At 69.2% G+C, this 16,483-nt stretch carries 14 protein-coding genes; 2 read left to right on the forward strand and 12 right to left on the reverse strand.

What is annotated here, in order from left to right:
• Window positions 1–10 precede the first annotated feature (10 nt).
• The 7 genes from ACTWPT_RS45730 to ACTWPT_RS45760 are packed head-to-tail and all read right to left on the reverse strand — an operon-like array spanning window position 11 to window position 7,380.
• A complete protein-coding gene (locus ACTWPT_RS45730; protein WP_443183816.1) occupies window positions 11–1,486 on the reverse strand; it encodes an oligosaccharide flippase family protein in 1,476 nt (491 codons plus the stop codon).
• A 10-nt stretch (window positions 1,487–1,496) separates the two neighbouring features.
• Window positions 1,497–2,477, reverse strand: a complete 981-nt coding sequence (locus ACTWPT_RS45735; protein ID WP_443183817.1) for a hypothetical protein — start codon at window positions 2,475–2,477, stop codon at window positions 1,497–1,499.
• The gene (locus ACTWPT_RS45740; RefSeq protein WP_443183818.1) at window positions 2,474–3,739 is read right to left on the reverse strand and encodes a DUF4910 domain-containing protein; all 1,266 of its coding nucleotides are present in this window, start codon (window positions 3,737–3,739) and stop codon (window positions 2,474–2,476) included. The genes ACTWPT_RS45735 and ACTWPT_RS45740 overlap by 4 nt, the downstream gene beginning before the upstream one ends.
• On the reverse strand, window positions 3,736–4,752 hold the full coding sequence (locus ACTWPT_RS45745; RefSeq protein WP_443183819.1) for an NAD-dependent epimerase/dehydratase family protein: 1,017 nt from the start codon (window positions 4,750–4,752) through the stop codon (window positions 3,736–3,738). Before ACTWPT_RS45745 ends, ACTWPT_RS45740 begins: the two co-directional genes overlap by 4 nt.
• Window positions 4,752–5,399, reverse strand: coding sequence for a PIG-L deacetylase family protein (locus ACTWPT_RS45750; RefSeq protein ID WP_443183820.1), 648 nt, complete (start codon window positions 5,397–5,399; stop codon window positions 4,752–4,754). Before ACTWPT_RS45750 ends, ACTWPT_RS45745 begins: the two co-directional genes overlap by 1 nt.
• Window positions 5,396–6,136, reverse strand: a complete 741-nt coding sequence (locus ACTWPT_RS45755) for a glucose-1-phosphate cytidylyltransferase (RefSeq protein ID WP_443183821.1) — start codon at window positions 6,134–6,136, stop codon at window positions 5,396–5,398. Before ACTWPT_RS45755 ends, ACTWPT_RS45750 begins: the two co-directional genes overlap by 4 nt.
• Window positions 6,137–6,171: 35 nt before the next feature.
• The gene (locus ACTWPT_RS45760) at window positions 6,172–7,380 is read right to left on the reverse strand and encodes a class I SAM-dependent methyltransferase (protein WP_443183822.1); all 1,209 of its coding nucleotides are present in this window, start codon (window positions 7,378–7,380) and stop codon (window positions 6,172–6,174) included.
• A 93-nt stretch (window positions 7,381–7,473) separates the two neighbouring features.
• Between ACTWPT_RS45760 and rfbC the strand changes: the two genes are divergently transcribed.
• Window positions 7,474–8,031, forward strand: coding sequence for a dTDP-4-dehydrorhamnose 3,5-epimerase (gene rfbC / locus ACTWPT_RS45765; protein ID WP_443183823.1), 558 nt, complete (start codon window positions 7,474–7,476; stop codon window positions 8,029–8,031).
• On the forward strand, window positions 8,025–8,855 hold the full coding sequence (locus tag ACTWPT_RS45770) for a glycosyltransferase (RefSeq protein WP_443183824.1): 831 nt from the start codon (window positions 8,025–8,027) through the stop codon (window positions 8,853–8,855). Before rfbC ends, ACTWPT_RS45770 begins: the two co-directional genes overlap by 7 nt.
• On the opposite strand, the gene ACTWPT_RS45775 is transcribed toward ACTWPT_RS45770, so the two are convergent.
• The 5 genes from ACTWPT_RS45775 to rfbD form a co-directional block, all read right to left on the reverse strand.
• The gene (locus ACTWPT_RS45775; protein WP_443183825.1) at window positions 8,852–12,664 is read right to left on the reverse strand and encodes a LamG-like jellyroll fold domain-containing protein; all 3,813 of its coding nucleotides are present in this window, start codon (window positions 12,662–12,664) and stop codon (window positions 8,852–8,854) included. The genes ACTWPT_RS45770 and ACTWPT_RS45775 overlap by 4 nt on opposite strands.
• 68 nt (window positions 12,665–12,732) lie before the next feature.
• Window positions 12,733–13,848, reverse strand: a complete 1,116-nt coding sequence (locus ACTWPT_RS45780) for a hypothetical protein (RefSeq protein ID WP_443183826.1) — start codon at window positions 13,846–13,848, stop codon at window positions 12,733–12,735.
• Entirely contained in the window at window positions 13,845–14,624 is a 780-nt protein-coding gene (locus ACTWPT_RS45785) for a WecB/TagA/CpsF family glycosyltransferase (protein ID WP_443183827.1), read from the reverse strand. Before ACTWPT_RS45785 ends, ACTWPT_RS45780 begins: the two co-directional genes overlap by 4 nt.
• A gap of 52 nt (window positions 14,625–14,676) precedes the next feature.
• Window positions 14,677–15,612, reverse strand: coding sequence for an endonuclease/exonuclease/phosphatase family protein (locus ACTWPT_RS45790; protein ID WP_443183828.1), 936 nt, complete (start codon window positions 15,610–15,612; stop codon window positions 14,677–14,679).
• An 8-nt stretch (window positions 15,613–15,620) separates the two neighbouring features.
• Entirely contained in the window at window positions 15,621–16,472 is an 852-nt protein-coding gene (gene rfbD, locus ACTWPT_RS45795) for a dTDP-4-dehydrorhamnose reductase (RefSeq protein ID WP_443183829.1), read from the reverse strand.
• Window positions 16,473–16,483: the final 11 nt, after the last annotated feature.

Consider the following 16,483-nt stretch of genomic DNA (forward strand, 5'->3'; position numbering starts at 1 on the left):
CTCCTCGAGGTCACCGCGCGCGGGCGGGAAGCAGCCGCACCAGGCGATCGCTCACAATGTGGAACTGGTCGCGGGTCACGACGAGCAGCGTGTAGGCCAGCAGGCCGCCGCCGCCCGCCACGATGAGCTGGATGAGCGGGCTTCCCTGGGTCAGCATCGAGAGGCCCAGCATGACGGCCGCGCATACCACCGCTCCCACGGCCGGGCGGGCGAGAGCGGGCAGGACCGGCGCGAGCCGTACTCCTGCCCGGTGCACGGCGAGCATGGCGAGCGGAAGGGCGACCAGCACCGCCGCGGCCGCCTGCCCGATCGCGGCGCCGCGGATGCCGTCGAGATGCGTGCCGATGATGACCGCCGGGATCATCGCCGCCGCGTGCCCGAGGTTCATCCAGACCGTCGAGCGGGTGGCGCCCTGCCCGTTCAGGATGTCGAGGGCGAAGGAGGTGAGCATGCGCACCACCATCAGGACCGCCAGGAACCGCAGCACGCCGGCGGCCAGCTCCCACTTCGCGCCGTAGATGAAGATGATCAATGGGTGTGCGAGCACCGCCATGAAGGCGGCCAGCGGCAGCACCGTGGTGATGAGCAGGGGCACGGTTCTCTGCACGCCGAGCGACAGGGACTCTTCGTCACGTTCGGCCAGCCGGGAGAAGCCGGCGATCGACACCATGCGGATGGCGCTGCCGATCATGCCGGGCACCCAGCTCGACACGTTGAACGCCATCAGGTAGAAGCCCAGCCAGTCCTTGCCCATGATGTTGCCGACGATGATGTAGCCCACGTTGAGCAGCAGGACCTCCAGGGCGATCCCGGCCGCCGAGGGAATGCCGAACCGCAGCAGCTTGGCCGCGATCTGCCGGTCGAACCCCAGCCGGTAGGGCAGCCGCGCGTAGATCAGCATGAAGACGCCGGTGACCACGGCTCCCACGAGCTGTCCCCAGGCGAAGCTGTACGCCCCCGCGCCGCCCACCGCGAGGACGATGGCCACCGGCGCGTTGACCAGGAAGCCCGCCAGGACCGCCTTGGCGTTCTTGCCCGTGCGGAACCAGCGCAACAGGGCCGCGCTGCGCACCGCGGTGATCGCCTCGACGAGGATCACCGCGGTGAGGATCCGCACCACGGACGTGGCCTCCTCGCTGCCCGCCAGCATCGAGAAGTACGGCGCGCCGACCCAGAAGACCGCGTACAGGCCCACGGCGGAGAACATCGTCAGAGTCGTGGCCGTGGGCGCGATGTCCTCCAGCCGCCCCCGCCACTGCAGGACGGCCGACATGACGCCGGCGTCCTTGACCACCATGACGAACTGGGTGGCCGCGAGCGCGACCGCGTATATGCCGAAGTCCGCCGGCGCCAGGAGCCTGGCCAGGACCAGGCCGAGGATGAACGAGCCCGCGCGGGTGACCAGTGTGCCGAGCAGGCTCCACACTGCCCCTCGGCCCGCCTTTCGCCCGATGTCGCTGATGTCCGGGCCCGGTTGCTCTGCCATGCCCGCCTTCCTAGCTCGGCTCGTTGATCCGCTCCAGCCAGATCTCCCGCCAGAACGGGACGAACGCGCGGGGGCAGTTGGATTTGTAGACGCCGTCGCAGACGATCCCTTCGAGCGCGATGCAGGGGTTCTTCATCTCCAGCATCTTGCCGCTCTTCTCGTCGATGCAGCGCTCGACGCGGGCGCTCACGCGGGCGACGCGCCCGCACGAACGCGCCATGTCCTCCTCGAAGCCCAGACCGCGGTTGAACCCCTTGGTGCTCAGCGTGGCGACGATCTCTTCCCTGGACTTGATCCGGACCAGCTCACCCGGCTGGAGGTCGGTCGTGCCCGTCGGCGTGGGGCCGGTGTGCGGGCCCGGCTGCACGAAGCCCCACGCCAGCCCACCCTTGATACGCAACCACCTCGGGAACTTCCTGGAGAGTCTCTGGTAGCGGTTGAACAGCCCGAAAAGGAGCGTGCGGAGGGTCGAACCGACCCCGGCGTTCCCCACCTGGATATCTGCGACGTACTGCCTCATGTCCCGAAACGGGAGTGGTTCCGGGGCCGCGCGCAGCAGCTCTGTCGCCTGGCAGCGGAAACGTTCCTCGCCCTCCGGCGCCGGCTCCCTGTGGGTGTTGACCTCCAGGAGCGGCAGCAGCGGCCGCTCGAGGCGGACGACCGGCTCCGAGGTGGGCGGCCCGTCCACCCGCTTGAGCCAGGCGGTCTTCCAGTAGAGCAGGCACGCGGTCTGGCAGCCGCCGTGGGCCGAACCGTCGCAGCGGGCGGCCGTCAGATGGACGGCGTCGTCCATCCGCCGCATTCCGGTCCTGGTCATCGTGTCGCAGAGCTTGTTGGCCACCTTCTGCACGGTGAGCCGCTGCCCGCAGAACCGCAGCATCTCCGGCATGAAGGGGAGGCTGTCCAGCTCCCCCTTCTCATCGAGAGTGGCCAGGATCTCCTCAGCGTTGAGGACCTCCACCACGTCGCCGACTTTCAGCGCCTGACTCAACCCATCCACTCCTTCACCAGGCCCGCGCTTTGCAGGGAGTGTGCCGCGTCCGCCAATGCCTGGAACGGCAGGTTCGACCGTTCCGCGATGTCCAGGAGGCTGTTCAGCCCGTCGGAAAGGTTCAACACCCACAACATCGCCATCTGGGCCTGCTTCGTGTCACTGCGTCCGCCAAGTGACCCGTACAGGCCTCGGGTTCCCAGCTGGGGCTCGCCGTACGGGCTGAGGTTCTGGTAGCGGCGGTTGCCCTCCAGGACCCGCACGGCCGCCCACAGCGTCTCCAGGGTGTCCTCCATCGCCTCAGGACGCACGAAGCCGGGGTTGTCAGCGGAGGTGTGATACTCCGGGTAGCTTCCGTAGGGCGTCCTGGTCAACGAGCCGACGGCGAGGTTGAAGCCCGGCGAGCAATACTGCCGCTCGTCGTAGCCGTAGGGAGAGAAGTCCAGGATGGTGTGCGGCCTGTCCTTCAGCACGTGCGCGAAGACCTGGTCGATCTCGGCGTCGCCACGCCTGCTGCGCTTGTAGGTGATCGCGCCGCTGTCTCCCGCGCAGGCCAGGGTCACGCCGTGCCTGATCCGGTCGGTGTTCTCCCGGTTGAGCGCGAGCCAGGTGATCGCGCCGATGGTGCCGGGCGCGAAGATGAACCGATAGGTGTACCAGGGATCGGACAGGCGCTGCGCCAGCGCGACGGCCACCGCCACCCCGGCCAGGTTGTCGTTGGCCAGCGAGGGATGGCAGATGTGGCAGGAGATCAGCACTTCCTCGGAGCTCCTGCCGCGGATCACGTGCTCACCGTAGGTCAGGTGTCCGTCGGCGAGCGTGGCGTCGATCTTGACCTCGTACGGCCCGTCCGCCAGCCCGTCCAGGGTGTTCTGGCTCAGGCAGAAGCCCCAGGTCTCGGCGTAGTAGCTGGTCCGGTACGGGATCAGGTCCGGCTGGTCGGGCAGGGTGTGCAGGTGCCCGCGCAGCTCCTCCAGGGACATGGTGGCCTCGACCGGCACGCTGTACCCGACGACGTGCAGGTTGGACTCCTGGAAGTCGACCACCTTGTTCCCCGCGGCGTCCTTGATGTAGGCATCGCGGATGTTCCATTCCCTGGGGATCGTCCAGTCGAGGACGTTGGTCCCCGTCGGCACCTCGGTGATCTCCAGCGGGATCGACTCACCGATGATCTCCAGGGTGCGCCGCAGTCCGGCGCCGGTGATGCTCCGACACAGCGGGTAGAGCCGCCGTACCAGATCGTGCATATCAGCGCCGGTCATGGCCGCAGGGTTTCGTCGACGATGCCGGCCACGCGCCGGTCGGCGAGCCGGGCCAGCCTGGTGAAGCGGCGTTCGAAGTCCTGCTTGGTCAGGCCGTGTTCGCGGTAGGCGTCGATCAGCTCCACCGCCCCCGCCTTGACCGTCCAGCGCGCCTCATAACCCAGCGTGGCCCTGATCCGGGAGAAGTCGACGCGATAGGAGCGCGGATCGGCTCCCGTCTCGCCGGTGATCATCAGCGTCGATCCGGGCACCGCGGCGACCACCTCGGCCGCGATCTCGGCGACGGTCACGTTGTTGACCTCGGTGCCCACGTTGAACGCCGTCGCGTGCACGGCTTCGCGAGGGGCGACGAGAGCGACCGCGAAGGCCTCGGCGATGTCCCTGGCGTGCACCAGCGGGCGCCATGGGGTGCCGTCGGACAGCACCCGGACCTCGCCGGTCAGGTACGCGTGGCCCACCAGGTTGTTCAGGACGATGTCGGCACGCAGCCGCGGCGAGAACCCGAAGGCTGTGGCGTTGCGCAGGAACACCGGCGTGAAGTCGTCGTCGGCCAGGTCGACCAGGTCGTCTTCGACCCGCACCTTGGATTCGGCGTACGGCGTCACCGGGCGCAGCGGCGCCTCCTCGTCCAGCAGGTCCTCGCCACCGGACGCGCCGTAGACCGAACAGGTGGAGGCGTACAGGAAGCGGCGTACGCCCGCCTCCTTGGCCAGCCTGGCCAGCCGGACGGAGGCGTGGTGGTTGATGTCGTAGGTCAGGTCGGGCGCGAGCGCGCCGAGCGGGTCGTTGGACAGCGCGGCCAAGTGGATCACCGCGTCGAATCCGGCCACGTGTTCCGGACCCACGTCACGCAGGTCCACGGCGTGCGCCTCGATCGTCTCGGGAGCGGGGCCGAGCAGGCAGTCGGCGAACAGGCCGGAGTCCAGGCCGGTCACCTGATGCCCGGCCTCACTCAGCATGGGGGCCATCACGCTGCCCAGGTAGCCCTGGTGGCCGGTGAGAAGTACCCGCATCAGTTCTCCAGATCGACGGTCAGCTTGGAAACGTGAAAGGCCTCGGCATAGCGGGTGTGGCACTCGATGCCGCGGATGCGGGCCAGGCCCAGGAACGCCTCGCGGTCGTACCAGGGCCGGTGCCGCTGGGAGGCGTAGTGGCGCTGGAGCAGATCCACCTTCAGCTCCGCCACCTCCGTTGAGAGCGGCTGGTACACGGCGGGCGCGGCGAGGTCGCCGTCCCATTTGACGATCTCGTAGCCGAGCGTCAGGTGGTCGCGGAAGGCCGTGGGCACGAGCTTGGCCAGTCCCCGGTGGTCCTGGTGGGCGTCGCCCCGCCAGGGCGCGAAGATCAGGCCGGGTTCGGTGCGGGCGCGGAGCTCCTCCACCGCGGTCTTGGCCTCCTCCCACCTGGCCGGCAGGTAGCCGTCGGGCAGCTTCAGCACGGTGACCCGGAGATCCGCGCCCGGGCAGAAGTCCGCCAGCGCCGCGCGCTCCTCGTACTCGCGCTCACTCCCGCCGCCGGACAGCACCAGCGCGTCCACGCGGATGCCGGGGCGGGCGGCGCAGATCGTCAGCAGGCTGCCGCCCGCCCCGATCGCCAGGTCGTCACAGTGCGCGGCGAGCGCCACGATGCCGGTGAGCCCTCCCGCGCGCAGGCCGATCATTGGGACCGTTCCCACAGGGCCCAAGGCCGCTCGCCGCGGGAGTAGGCCTCGTCCAGTTCCATCCGCTGGTTCACGGTGTCGGTCGGCCGCCAGTAGCCGCGGTGCGGGTAGGCCAGCAGACGTCCGCGCTTGGCCAGTTCCACGCAGCCGTCGGCGACCAGGTCCCCATTCTCCGGGATGTGCTGGAAGACCTCCTGGGTCAGCACGAAGTAGCCACCGTTGACCCACACCGGCATTTCGCTGACCGGCGAGATCCCCCCGACCAGGCCGTTCTCGCCCACGTCCACGCAGTGGAAGGTCTGGGACGGCGGCACGACCATCATCGAGGCGGCCGCGCCCGATTCGACGAAGCGGTCGATGATGGCGGGCAGCGGTGCGTCGGTGAGCACGTCCGCGTAGTTCGCGAGGAACATCTCGTCGCCGCCCAGATAGGGACGGACACGGCGCAACCGTTCGCCGATCGGGGAGTTGGGCCCGGTCTGCACGAAGGAGATCGACCAGTCGGAGATGTCGCTCGACAGCAGCTCGACCTTGCCGCCGCGTAACACGAAATCGTTGGACGTGGCCTCCTGGTAACCGAGGAAGAAGTCCTTGATGTGGTGGGCGCCGTAGCCCAGGCACAGGATGAACTCCTTGTGCCCGAAGTGCGCGTAGTAGCGCATGACGTGCCAGAGCAGCGGTCGCGGGCCGACGAGCGCCATCGGCTTGGGCACCTCGCCCGGGACACCGGTGCGCATGCGCGTACCAAAGCCTCCGCAGAACAGGACGACCTTCACACGACCTCCAGGTGTGGGATCGGGAAGACCAGACGGCCTCCCCATTCGTGCACATAGGAGAGCTGAGCGGTGAGCTCTTCGCGCAGGTTCCACGGCAGGACCAGCACATAGTCCGGACGATCTTGGGCGATGCGCTCCGGCGGAGCGATGGGGATCCTGGTGCCCGGAGTGAACCTGCCGTGCTTGTACGGGTTGCGGTCCACCGTGTAGGCCAGCAGGTCCTGGCGGATGCCACAGTGGTTGAGCAGCGTGTTGCCCTTCCCGGGCGCGCCGTAGCCGACGACCGTCTTGCCTTCTTCGGCGGCAGTGATGAGGAAGCGCAGCAGGTCACGGCGGACGCGTGCGACCCGGTCGGCGAAGCCGGTGTAGCCGGACAGTTCGTGAAGTCCGGCGGCCTTCTCCCGCGCCAGCACGTCGAGCACCCGATCGGACGGGCTCCCCGACGGCCGCGCCCACAGCCGGATGGACCCGCCATGGGTGGGCAGCAGCTCGACGTCCACCAGCGTCAGCCCGCCACTGGCCAGCGCCCGCTGTGCGGAGGCGACCGTGTAGTACTGGAAGTGCTCGTGATAGATCGTGTCGTACTGGTTCAGCTCCATGAGCGTCAGCAGGTGCTGGACCTCGATCGACACCCAGCCGTCGTCGGCCACCAGGGCGCGCAGCCCCTCGGTGAAGCCGATCACGTCGGGGATGTGCGCGTAGACGTTGTTGGCCACGACCAGGTCTGCGGGACCGTGCTCGGCCCGCACCGCGGCCCCCGTCTCCGGCGTCAGGAACGCGGTGAGCGTCGGCACGCCCTTGTCCTTGGCCGCCTGCCCCACGTTGGCCGACGGTTCGATGCCCAGGCACCTGACGCCCCGCTCGACCACATGCTGCAACAGGTAGCCGTCGTTGCTGGCCGCCTCCACCACGAACGCCGGCTTCAAACGTTCCACAGCCGCGTCGATGAACCGCCGCGCATGCTCCACCCAGGAGGCGGAATAGGACGCGAAGTAGGCGTATTCGGTAAATGTCTCTTCCGGCGTGATCAGCGGCGGGATCTGAGCCAGCCAGCAGCTGGTGCAGACCCGCAGGTGAAGCGGATAGGTGAGCTCGGGCTCGTCGAGCTGTTCCTCGGTGAGGAAGAGCTCACAGGGCGGTGTCGCCCCGAGATCCACCACGCCGACCAGGTCCGCCGAGCCACACAGCCGGCACGATTTCCTCAACAATGGGCCCCACCCGAAAAAGCCAAAATTTCCCCCTTTGACCACCCACAGCCGTACTTCGGGTGAGCGCCAAAGAGTGTTACAAGTGTCCTCATGAAACGCCTGAGTATCGATGGAGCATTGCTCTACACGCCCCGCATCCACAGCGATCCACGTGGCGATTTCCTGGAAGCCTTCCGCGCGACCGACCTGCGGGAGGCGCTGGGGCACTCGATCGAGCTCGCCCAGGTGAACTGCTCGGTCTCCAGCCGCGGCGTGCTGCGCGGCATCCACTTCGCCGACGTCCCGCCGGGCCAGGCCAAATACGTCACGTGCGTCGCGGGCGAGGTGCTGGACGTCGTCGTCGACGTACGCGTGGGCTCGCCCACCTTCGGCCAGTGGGAGGCGGTGCGGCTGGACGACGTGTCGCGCTGTGGGATCTACCTTGGCGAAGGCTTAGGTCATGGCTTCCTGGCGCTCAGCGAATCGGCCACGGTCATCTACCTCTGCTCCACCGCGTACGAGCCGGCACGCGAGCACGGCATCCACCCGCTGGATCCGGAGCTCGGCATCGAATGGCCGCTCGACGGTGAGCCGATCCTCTCGGCCAAGGACGCCGCGGCGCCCACGCTCGCGCAGGCTCGTGAGGCAGGGATACTGCCATCGTGGTGAGCGTCGTGATTCCGGCCCACAACGAGGCCAAGGTGATCGGCCGTCTGCTGGACGGCCTGCTCCGTGACGCCGCGCCGGGCGAGTTCGACGTCGTCGTCGTGGCCAACGGCTGCACCGACGGCACGGTCGCCGTGGCGCAGCCGTACGATGTCCGCGTTCTGACGACGCCGGTCCCCTCCAAGCGCGAGGCGCTGCGGATGGGCGATGAGGCTGCGCGTGGATATCCCCGGCTGTACGTGGACGCCGACATCGAGCTGAGCACCGCCTCCGCTCGCGCGCTCGCGGCCGTGCTGGCCGCGCCGGACGGGCCGCTCGCCGCCGCGCCCGAGCGGGAGCTGGCGCTGGCCGATCGCCCGTGGCCGGTCCGCGCCTATTACGCGATCTGGACGCGGCTGCCGCACGTGCGCGCCGGGCTGTTCGGCCGGGGCGTCATCGCGGTGAACGACGCGGGCAATGCCCGCATCCGCGCCCTGCCCCCGGCGATGGCCGACGACCTGGCCGCCTCGAACGCGTTCGCACCTGACGAGCGCGTGATCGTGACCGGCGCCCGCGCGGTGATCCAGCCTCCACGTACGGTCGCCGACCTGCTGCGCCGCCGGGTGCGTGCCATGACCAGCGTGAACGAGCTGGAGCAGACCTCGGCCACGGCCGGAGAGCGCACGGGGATGCGCGACCTGATGGCCATCGTGGCCGGAGAGCCGCACCTGGTGGGCGCGGCGGTCGTCTTCGCCGTGGTGGCCGTGCTGGCCAGGCGGAGAGCCGCCCGCGCGATCCGCGCGGGCGACTACACCACCTGGTTGCGTGACGAGAGCAGCCGGAGCTAACCGACCGGCGTGTTCATATCAGTGGTGATCTCTGCTGCGGTGAGCGCCTTGTTGTAGATGCGGACCTCGTCGATCAGGCCGCTGAAGTACTCACCCGAACCGCTGTTGCCACCGATGCGCAACGGGCTCGTCCCGGTACGCAGGTTGCCGCCCGTGAGGTTGGTTGCCACCTGCGTGCCGTTGACGAACATCCGCAACGTGGACCCGTCGTACGTGGCCGCCACATGACTCCACGTGTTCAACGGCAGGTTGCTCGGCGCCGGCGCGTTCGCCCCCGACGAGGTGAAGATGAACGCCCCAGGACCGCTGCCACCGCTGCCCATGATGGCGTAGGCCAGATCGGTGCCGAACTCCTTCATCAACACCGTCCGCCACCCCGTGACGCTGGCAGGCCGGACCCACGCCTCCAAGGTCATCCCGTTGGTCAACCGCAACGTGCTCGAATCGGCCACCGTGACCCAACTCGACGTGCCGTTGAACGACAGCGCCTGACCGTACTTGCCGGCCGCCCAGGTCGCGGAGGTGGCCGTGCCGTTGTTGCCGTTGCCGGAGGCGTCGGCGACGGCGGTGCCGGTGCCCGCGTTCATTCCGTAGGCGGCCACCAGGCCGGTGACCGTGGGCGGCTGGGTCACGACCGCCGACGCCTCGTTGGACGACGGACTGGTGTTGCTGGATCCGTCGAAGGCCACGACGCGGTAGTAGTACGTGCCCGCCTCGACACCCGAGTCGGTGAACGACGTGCTCGCGGTCGAGCCCACCTGGTTGGCGCCGGACGGGGTGAACCCGGCGGTGGCGGACCGGTGGACGGTATACCCGGTCACGCCCACGTTGTCGGTCGAGGCCGTCCAGGTCAGCTGGGCGCTGCCCGATCCGCCGGTCGCCGCCAGCGAGCCCGGTGCGGTGGGCGCCTGGGTGTCGGGCGGTCCCTGCTGACCGACGGGCGTGTTCATGTCGGTGGTGATCTGTGCTGCGGTGAGCGCCTTGTTGTAGATGCGGACCTCGTCGATCAGGCCGCTGAAGTACTCACCGGAACCGCTGTTGCCACCGATCCGTAGCGGGCTCGTCCCGGTACGGAGGTTGCCGGTCGTGGGGTTGGTTGCCATCTGCGTGCCGTTGACGAACATCCGCAACGTGGACCCGTCGTACGTGGCCGCCACATGACTCCATGTGTTCAACGGCAGGTTGCTCGGCGCCGGCGCGTTCGCCCCCGACGAGGTGAAGATGAACGCCCCAGGACCGCTGCCACCGCTGCCCATGATGGCGTAGGCCAGATCGGTGCCGAACTCCTTCATCAACACCGTCCGCCACCCCGTGACGCTGGCAGGCCGGACCCACGCCTCCAGCGTCATCCCGTTGGTCAACCGCAACGTGCTGGAATCGGCCGCCGTGACCCAACTGGACGTGCCGTTGAACGACAGCGCCTGACCGTACTTGCCGGTGACGGACCACGTGGTGTTCGCGGCCGTGCCGTTGTTGCCCTTGCCCGAGGCGTCGACGACGGACGTGCCGCCGCCCTCGTCCATCGCGTAGGCGGCCACCAGCCCGTCCGGTGTCTGTGACTGCTGGTAAGTCGCCGTATACGTCGTCGCGGTGGCGGGCGCGGTGATGTTGTGGGTGGTCGCGCCGCCGTCGGACCAGGAGACGAGCGTGTGGCTGAAGCCGTCGGCACTCTGCGGCGAGGGCGCGGAGATCGAGTTGTGCGAGCCCACGATCACCGTCCGGGTGAAGGGGGCGATGGTCTGCTCGCTGTTGAAGCCGAGCTGCAGCCCGGCGGGGGTGGTCTGGAAGGTCAGGTTCACCGTCTTCGGCTGGAGTGTCACGCTCTTGGTGTCGGTCAGGCCGTGCGCGTCCGTCACGGTCAGCCTGAGCTCCAGGTGAGCGGGATATTCGTGGTCCGGAGGGGCGAAGGAGCCGCTCGTGCCGGTGAACGTGGTGATCTCGTGCTCGTGGCAGGTGCTGGGGCAGTGATGCATGATCAGTTTCCACGACATCCGCGACCCTGGGATCGTGCCGTCCTGGACGTCCGTGCCGGTGCCGGAGAACGAGATCGTGTCTCCGACCGCCCAGGTGAGGGAGAACGACGGGGAGCCGATGGCCGCGGTCGGCGGCGAGTTGCTCACGTTGATCGTGACGGTGGCGTCGCCCTGGCCGCCACGCCCGTCGTCGGCTCGCAGCTTCACCACATAGGAGCCCGGCTGGGTGTAGGTGAAGGACGGGGTGGCCGAGGTGGAGTCGTCGAACTCGCCGTCGCCGTCCAGGTCCCACCGGAGGGTGAGCGGGTCGCCGTCGGCGTCCGCGGAGCCGGCGGAGGTGAAGTTCACCGCGAGCGGCGCGTTGCCCGACGTGGCGCTCGCGCCGATGACGGCGCTCGGCGGGGTGTTGTTGTAGATGTAGCGGATGATCTGCCCGTTGGCGTAGTCGACCGCGAAGAGGTCTCCGCCTGGGCCGGTCTGCACCTCCACCGCGGGGATTCCCGAGTCGAAGGTGGCGATGGTCGCCGGGTCGGGCAGGCCGTTGGCGCCCTTGGTCATGACCCAGACGCACGATCGGCTGTAGTCGGAGAAGAACATCGCGCCGTCGTAGGCGTCGGGGTAGGAGCCGCCGTTGTAGAAGGCCACGCCGCTGGAAGAGGAGCCCCCGGACGGGCACGGGTCGTTCGGCGCGGGCCTGGAACCGTGGTTCCAGGCGAAGTACGGCTGCGCGTGAGCCGCCGCCCCCGCCGCGTACAGGTTCTCGCAGAGGGTCAGGTTGAGATTGTCGTATCCTCCCTGCCTGCCTGAGCCCTCGTAGCAGGGCCAGCCGAAGTTGTTCACCGGGCCCGTGGGGTCGGCGATCCGGTTGATCTCTTCCCAGGTGTTCCAGCCGACTTCACCGGCCCAGACTTCGCTGGTGCCCGGCCGGATGGTGATGCGGAACGGGTTGCGCTGGCCGTAGGCGATGATCCTGGCCAGGTTGGGGTCGCTGCTGCCGGCGTTCGGGTTGCCGGGGGCGGCCGCGCCGGTGTCCGGGTCGATCCTGATGGTGGTGCCGTTGAGGCTCGCCGGGTCACCGCTGGTGCGCGGGTCCTGTGAGCGCAGCGCGCCGCCTTCGGCGGCCGGTGGGGTGAGCGCCGTGCCGACCGGCGACGGCGGGTCGCCGCAGGGGTTGTCCGGGGTGATGTCCGAGCTGGTCAGGTTGTCCTGGCCGTAGTCGGCGAAGTTGAAGCTGGCGCCGTCGCCGCCGCTGGCGTAGAGCATGCCGTCGGAGCCGAACTTGAGGTCGCCGACGGAGTGGCTGGGGTGCTGCTGGCACCAGTCGGTGATCAGTGGGGTCTCGACGACGGAGCTGCCCGAGGGCGCCAGTGAGGACAAGCGCCCGGTGATGAGGCAGCCGTCGCCGGTGGCGCCGGGCGGAGTCGGGCAGGGGTCACCGCTCACGCCTGCCGTACCCCAGCGTGGCGCGGTGCCACCGGGCACCGCGTCGTAGGCGTACAGGACATAGATGCGCGGGTCGGCCGGGAAGTCGGGGTGCAGGGCCATGCCGAGGAGCCCGCGGTCCCAGAAGTTGTGCACCTGCGTGCGCAGGTCGGCGTAGATCGTCGCCGTGGTGTCGGTGATGGAGTCGAAGACCTTGATCAGGCCGCTCTTCTCGGCGACGAACACCCGGCCGTCCGAGGCGAACTCGATGTTGGCCGGGTTGGTCAGCCCGCTGAAGACGACCTGTTTCTGGAAACTGCCCGGCAGCGCCTGCGCGGCGGATGGCGCGACAAGCGCCAGGCCGGTGGTGAGCAGCAGGACGGATAAAAGCGCATGGCAAAGCCGCCGCAACACGAGAACCCCCTAGAACCGATACTCCCCCGAGCCCTGAATTCGATCTATCGCACTGAATCAGCCGGAAGTCACGAGGTCTGTCCACATGTGGCCAGCCACGCGTACAACAACCAGCCCAACTCGTACGGCCGGCACTCCCGGTCGACGGCAACCGGCGGATAAACCCGATCCAGTACGCCGAGGCGTAGCCCCGGACGCACTCCGGTCGCCACCGCCCGCAGGCCGCGCACCAGTTTGCGCGGATCCGCCCGCGCTTCCTTGCGCCACGTCAGAGCGAGCTCATCGAGCACGAAGGCCGGCCGCTCGATCATCCAGTCGAGTCCCTTGGTGATTTCCGCCACGTAGGCGGTGCCTCCCGCGTCGGCCAGATCGAGCAGCGCCATCGGCCCCATCGCCAGCTGATGAACGCTGTAGACCGGATACCCCTCGACCACCGACCCGGTGCGGGCGTCGTAGTGCCACCACCACTCCCCCTGCGGGCCCTGTGCCTGGCAGATCCCCTGCGCCACCTGCTCGGCCGCGCGCAACGCTTCGGCGTCGCCGGTGGCGGCGTGCAGCCTGGCCAGCGCCTGCAGCGGGTAGACCTGATCGGCGAAGCAGCCCACGTGGGCGCGATACCGGGGGACCAGCGGCCCCGTCCCGAGCGCGTGCGGGTAGAGCCGGTTGCCCGCCAGCCCGCCGAGCAACCGCTCGCGGGCGCGCTCGACCCGGTCGCCGGCCACGCCGGCCGCGACCAGAGCGGCCAGCACCCACGCCGCCTCGACGGTGTAGATCTGGGGACCCGCGTCCAGCTCCGCGAGGCGGCTCAACGCCAGATCGAGATCGGCGTGCCCGGCCTCCGCCGCCGCCCAGCAGATCAGCGCGGCATCGCCGGGCCCCGTCACCTCAGGTAGCCGTTTGACCAGGTTGCCCACCAGGTCGAGGAGACTGTCACCGGCCAGTGCCGCCCGCTGCCGCTGCTCCTCCAGGGTCGCCACGCCGAGCGCGACGATCGCCGCGTAACGGATGCTGCGCCCTTCCGGCACCGCCGTCCAGGTCCCGTCGACGTCCTGGCGGCCGCGGCGGGTGAACACGAACTCGCCGTCGACGTACCCCGGCGGCAGCCCGCGCACCGCCAGGTCCACCATGCCCACCACGAAGTCCTGATGTCCGGAGCTCAGCAGAGCGATCCGGTGATCCGTCACGTCGTCTCCTCGATCCTGCGTTTGACACCGGCCCGCTCCCTGAGCACCAGGAGCAGGAATCTGCCGTTGGTCTGCACGTAGCGCGGCCCGAGCCGCAGCGGCTCCTGCAGCATGCGGTAGAGCCATTCCAGGCCCAGGCGCTGCCAGCGCAGCGGCGCCCTGCGGGTGCGCCCGGCGAGCACGTCGAACGAGCCGCCCACGCCGTGGATGATCCGTGCCTGAGTGGCCTCGCCCCACTCCCGGATGAAGATCTCCTTCTTCGGCGAGGTGATGCCCAGGAACAACAGGTCGGCCTGGGATTCGGCGATCTCGGCGGCGACGACGGCCGAGTCCTCCACCGGGAAATAGCCGTCACGCGAGCCGGCGATGGCCAATCCGGGATAGCGCAGCCGTACCTCTGCCAGCACTCCGGCCAGCACCTCATCGGTCGCGCCGAGGAAATAGGCGCGGTAGCCGCGCCGGTCTCCCTCGGCCATCAGCTCGGTGAACAGGTCGATGCCCGCCACCCGCTCAGGAAGCCGATGGCCGAGCATCCGCGCGGCCCAGACCACCGCCTGCCCGTCGGCCAGCACGAGATCGCTGTCAACGACCGACTGCCGCAACGCAGCGTCCGTGCGCATGTTGACGACCTTGGCGGCGTTCACCACGCCGATGGTGAGCCGCCTCTGCTCCGAAATCGCCGCCACGCAGTGCGAGATCACCTGGCTCATGGTGAGGGCGTCCAGCACCGTCCCTAATACCGTTTTCCTGGAGGCCTGCTCCGGTAACCTCGTCATCCATCCCCCTGGGCGTCCATGACATATCGGTCTTAGCTCCGGAAATGTGACATCACGGGAGAACCAGCTCGGTGAGCGTCGCCCGGTGGTCCGTCCGGGGCAGCCGCAGGGTCTTGAAGCTCCGGATCGCGATCCGGCGATCGGCCAGCACATGGTCGATCGCCACCTTCGGGAACAGCCGCGGCTGCTCGTAATAGGGCCAGGTCATGGACAGCCCCTTTCCGGTGACGTCGGCGGCGTCCCGGTAGCCGGTGGCGATCAGGTCACGCAGCACCACATGGTCGAGGGTGGAGTTGAAGTCTCCGGCCAGCACCCGCAGGCGCCCTCCAGCGGGTGGCAGTGCCCGGATGCTCGGCGCCCAGCACGCCGTACGCCAGCCCTCGGAGGGCGCGCACGCGTGGACCGCGACGAGCTCCACCTCCTGCCCGCCCGGCAGGGTGACAACGGCGGGGAGGTGGCGCGGACTGTCCTTGAAGGCGGGGGCCTCGATCGGCGTGTCCGCCGGCCGCAGCGGGTAGCGCGAGTAGATCGCCGCGCCCTCGGAATTCGTTCCCGGCAGGACGATCTTGTACGGCAGCAGCCTTCCCAGCCCGAGCCCGTCCACCCGTTCCCTCATCAGGTTGGTGAACTCCAGCAGGTGCAGCACGTCCGGCCGATCGCGCTCGACGGCGTCGACCAGTACGGGCGGCAGCACGGAGGAGTGCAGCAGGTTGACGGCCATCACCCGCAGCACCGGACCCCCGGCGGGCGGGTTGCTCTCCGGCACCACGCGCGGCAGGACGGTCACCGCGAAGGCGCCGGTCACGACGAGCGCGGCCACCAACAGCGGCCCGGCACGCAGGACGACCGCGAAAGCCAACGGCACCAGCGAGAGGGCAGCCGCGTAAGGAGTGAACGACACCAGCTGAGACCAGAAGAACTTCGGCTCCCACCCGCACAGGCGCAGGCTCACCCACCCGGCCAGGCCTGTCACCAGGAGCCACAGCACCGAGTCTCCTAAACGACGCTGCACTGGCGCCCACGCATCAGCACCGGCCAGGCCGCGTGCAGCGCCTGGTTCCAGTGCCGGATCGGCTCCCCCCGGGTGTGCGCGAGCACACTGTTGGCCGGGCGCCTGGCCGGCCGCGGAAAGGACGCGGAGGTCACGGGGCGCACCCGCTCGGGACCGAGGCCCAGGAGGGTGAAGATCTCCCTGGCCAGCCCACACCACGTCGTCTCGCCGGCGCTCGTGCCGTGATAAACGTCCGGCGGCAGATCGGACTGCGCCAGCCGCACCAGGTAGTCGGCCAGGTCGACCGTCCAGGTCGGCTGGCCACGCTGGTCGTCGACCACCTCGACGGTCTCGCGCTCGGCCGCCAGCCTGATCATGGTCGTCACGAAGTTCCGTCCCACGGAACCGTACAACCAGGCGGTGCGCACCACGTAATGGCCGTGCTCCAGCGCCGCCTGCTCCCCGGCGAGCTTGGTCCTGCCGTACGCGTTCACCGGCGCGGTCGGCGCATCCTCCCGGTACGGCAGGCGGGCGGCCCCGTCGAAGACGTAGTCGGTTGACACATGCAGGAGCCGCGCCCCGGTCCGCGAGCAGGTCTCGGCCAGCCAGCCCACCGCGTGCCCGTTGATCGCCAGCGCCTCGTCCTCGTGCGTCTCCGCGTCGTCGACCGCCGTCCAGCCGGCACAGTTGATCACCACTCTGGGCCGGTAGGCGGACACGAAGTCGCGTACCGCGCGCTTGTCGGTCAGGTCGAGCTCCGACCGGCCAAGCGCGAGCACCGGCTCCCCGGTCAGCGCCGCCCGGTCGAGGACGTCGGCGGCCAGCATGCCGCCGCCGCCCGTGATGAGCCATCTCATAACGCCTCCCG

The sequence above is a fragment of the Nonomuraea sp. 3N208 genome, from assembly GCF_052245935.1.
Classification (GTDB): Bacteria; Actinomycetota; Actinomycetes; order Streptosporangiales; family Streptosporangiaceae; genus Nonomuraea.

Coding starts and splice junctions, on each gene's coding strand:
- ACTWPT_RS45730 (WP_443183816.1), bottom strand. CDS start 1,486: ATGGCAGAGCAACCGGGCCCGGACATCAGCGACATCGGGCGAAAGGCG.
- ACTWPT_RS45740 (WP_443183818.1), bottom strand. CDS start 3,739: ATGACCGGCGCTGATATGCACGATCTGGTACGGCGGCTCTACCCGCTG.
- ACTWPT_RS45745 (WP_443183819.1), bottom strand. CDS start 4,752: ATGCGGGTACTTCTCACCGGCCACCAGGGCTACCTGGGCAGCGTGATG.
- ACTWPT_RS45750 (WP_443183820.1), bottom strand. CDS start 5,399: ATGATCGGCCTGCGCGCGGGAGGGCTCACCGGCATCGTGGCGCTCGCC.
- ACTWPT_RS45755 (WP_443183821.1), bottom strand. CDS start 6,136: ATGCGCACCGGTGTCCCGGGCGAGGTGCCCAAGCCGATGGCGCTCGTC.
- rfbC (WP_443183823.1), top strand. CDS start 7,474: ATGAAACGCCTGAGTATCGATGGAGCATTGCTCTACACGCCCCGCATC.
- ACTWPT_RS45785 (WP_443183827.1), bottom strand. CDS start 14,624: ATGACGAGGTTACCGGAGCAGGCCTCCAGGAAAACGGTATTAGGGACG.
- rfbD (WP_443183829.1), bottom strand. CDS start 16,472: ATGAGATGGCTCATCACGGGCGGCGGCGGCATGCTGGCCGCCGACGTC.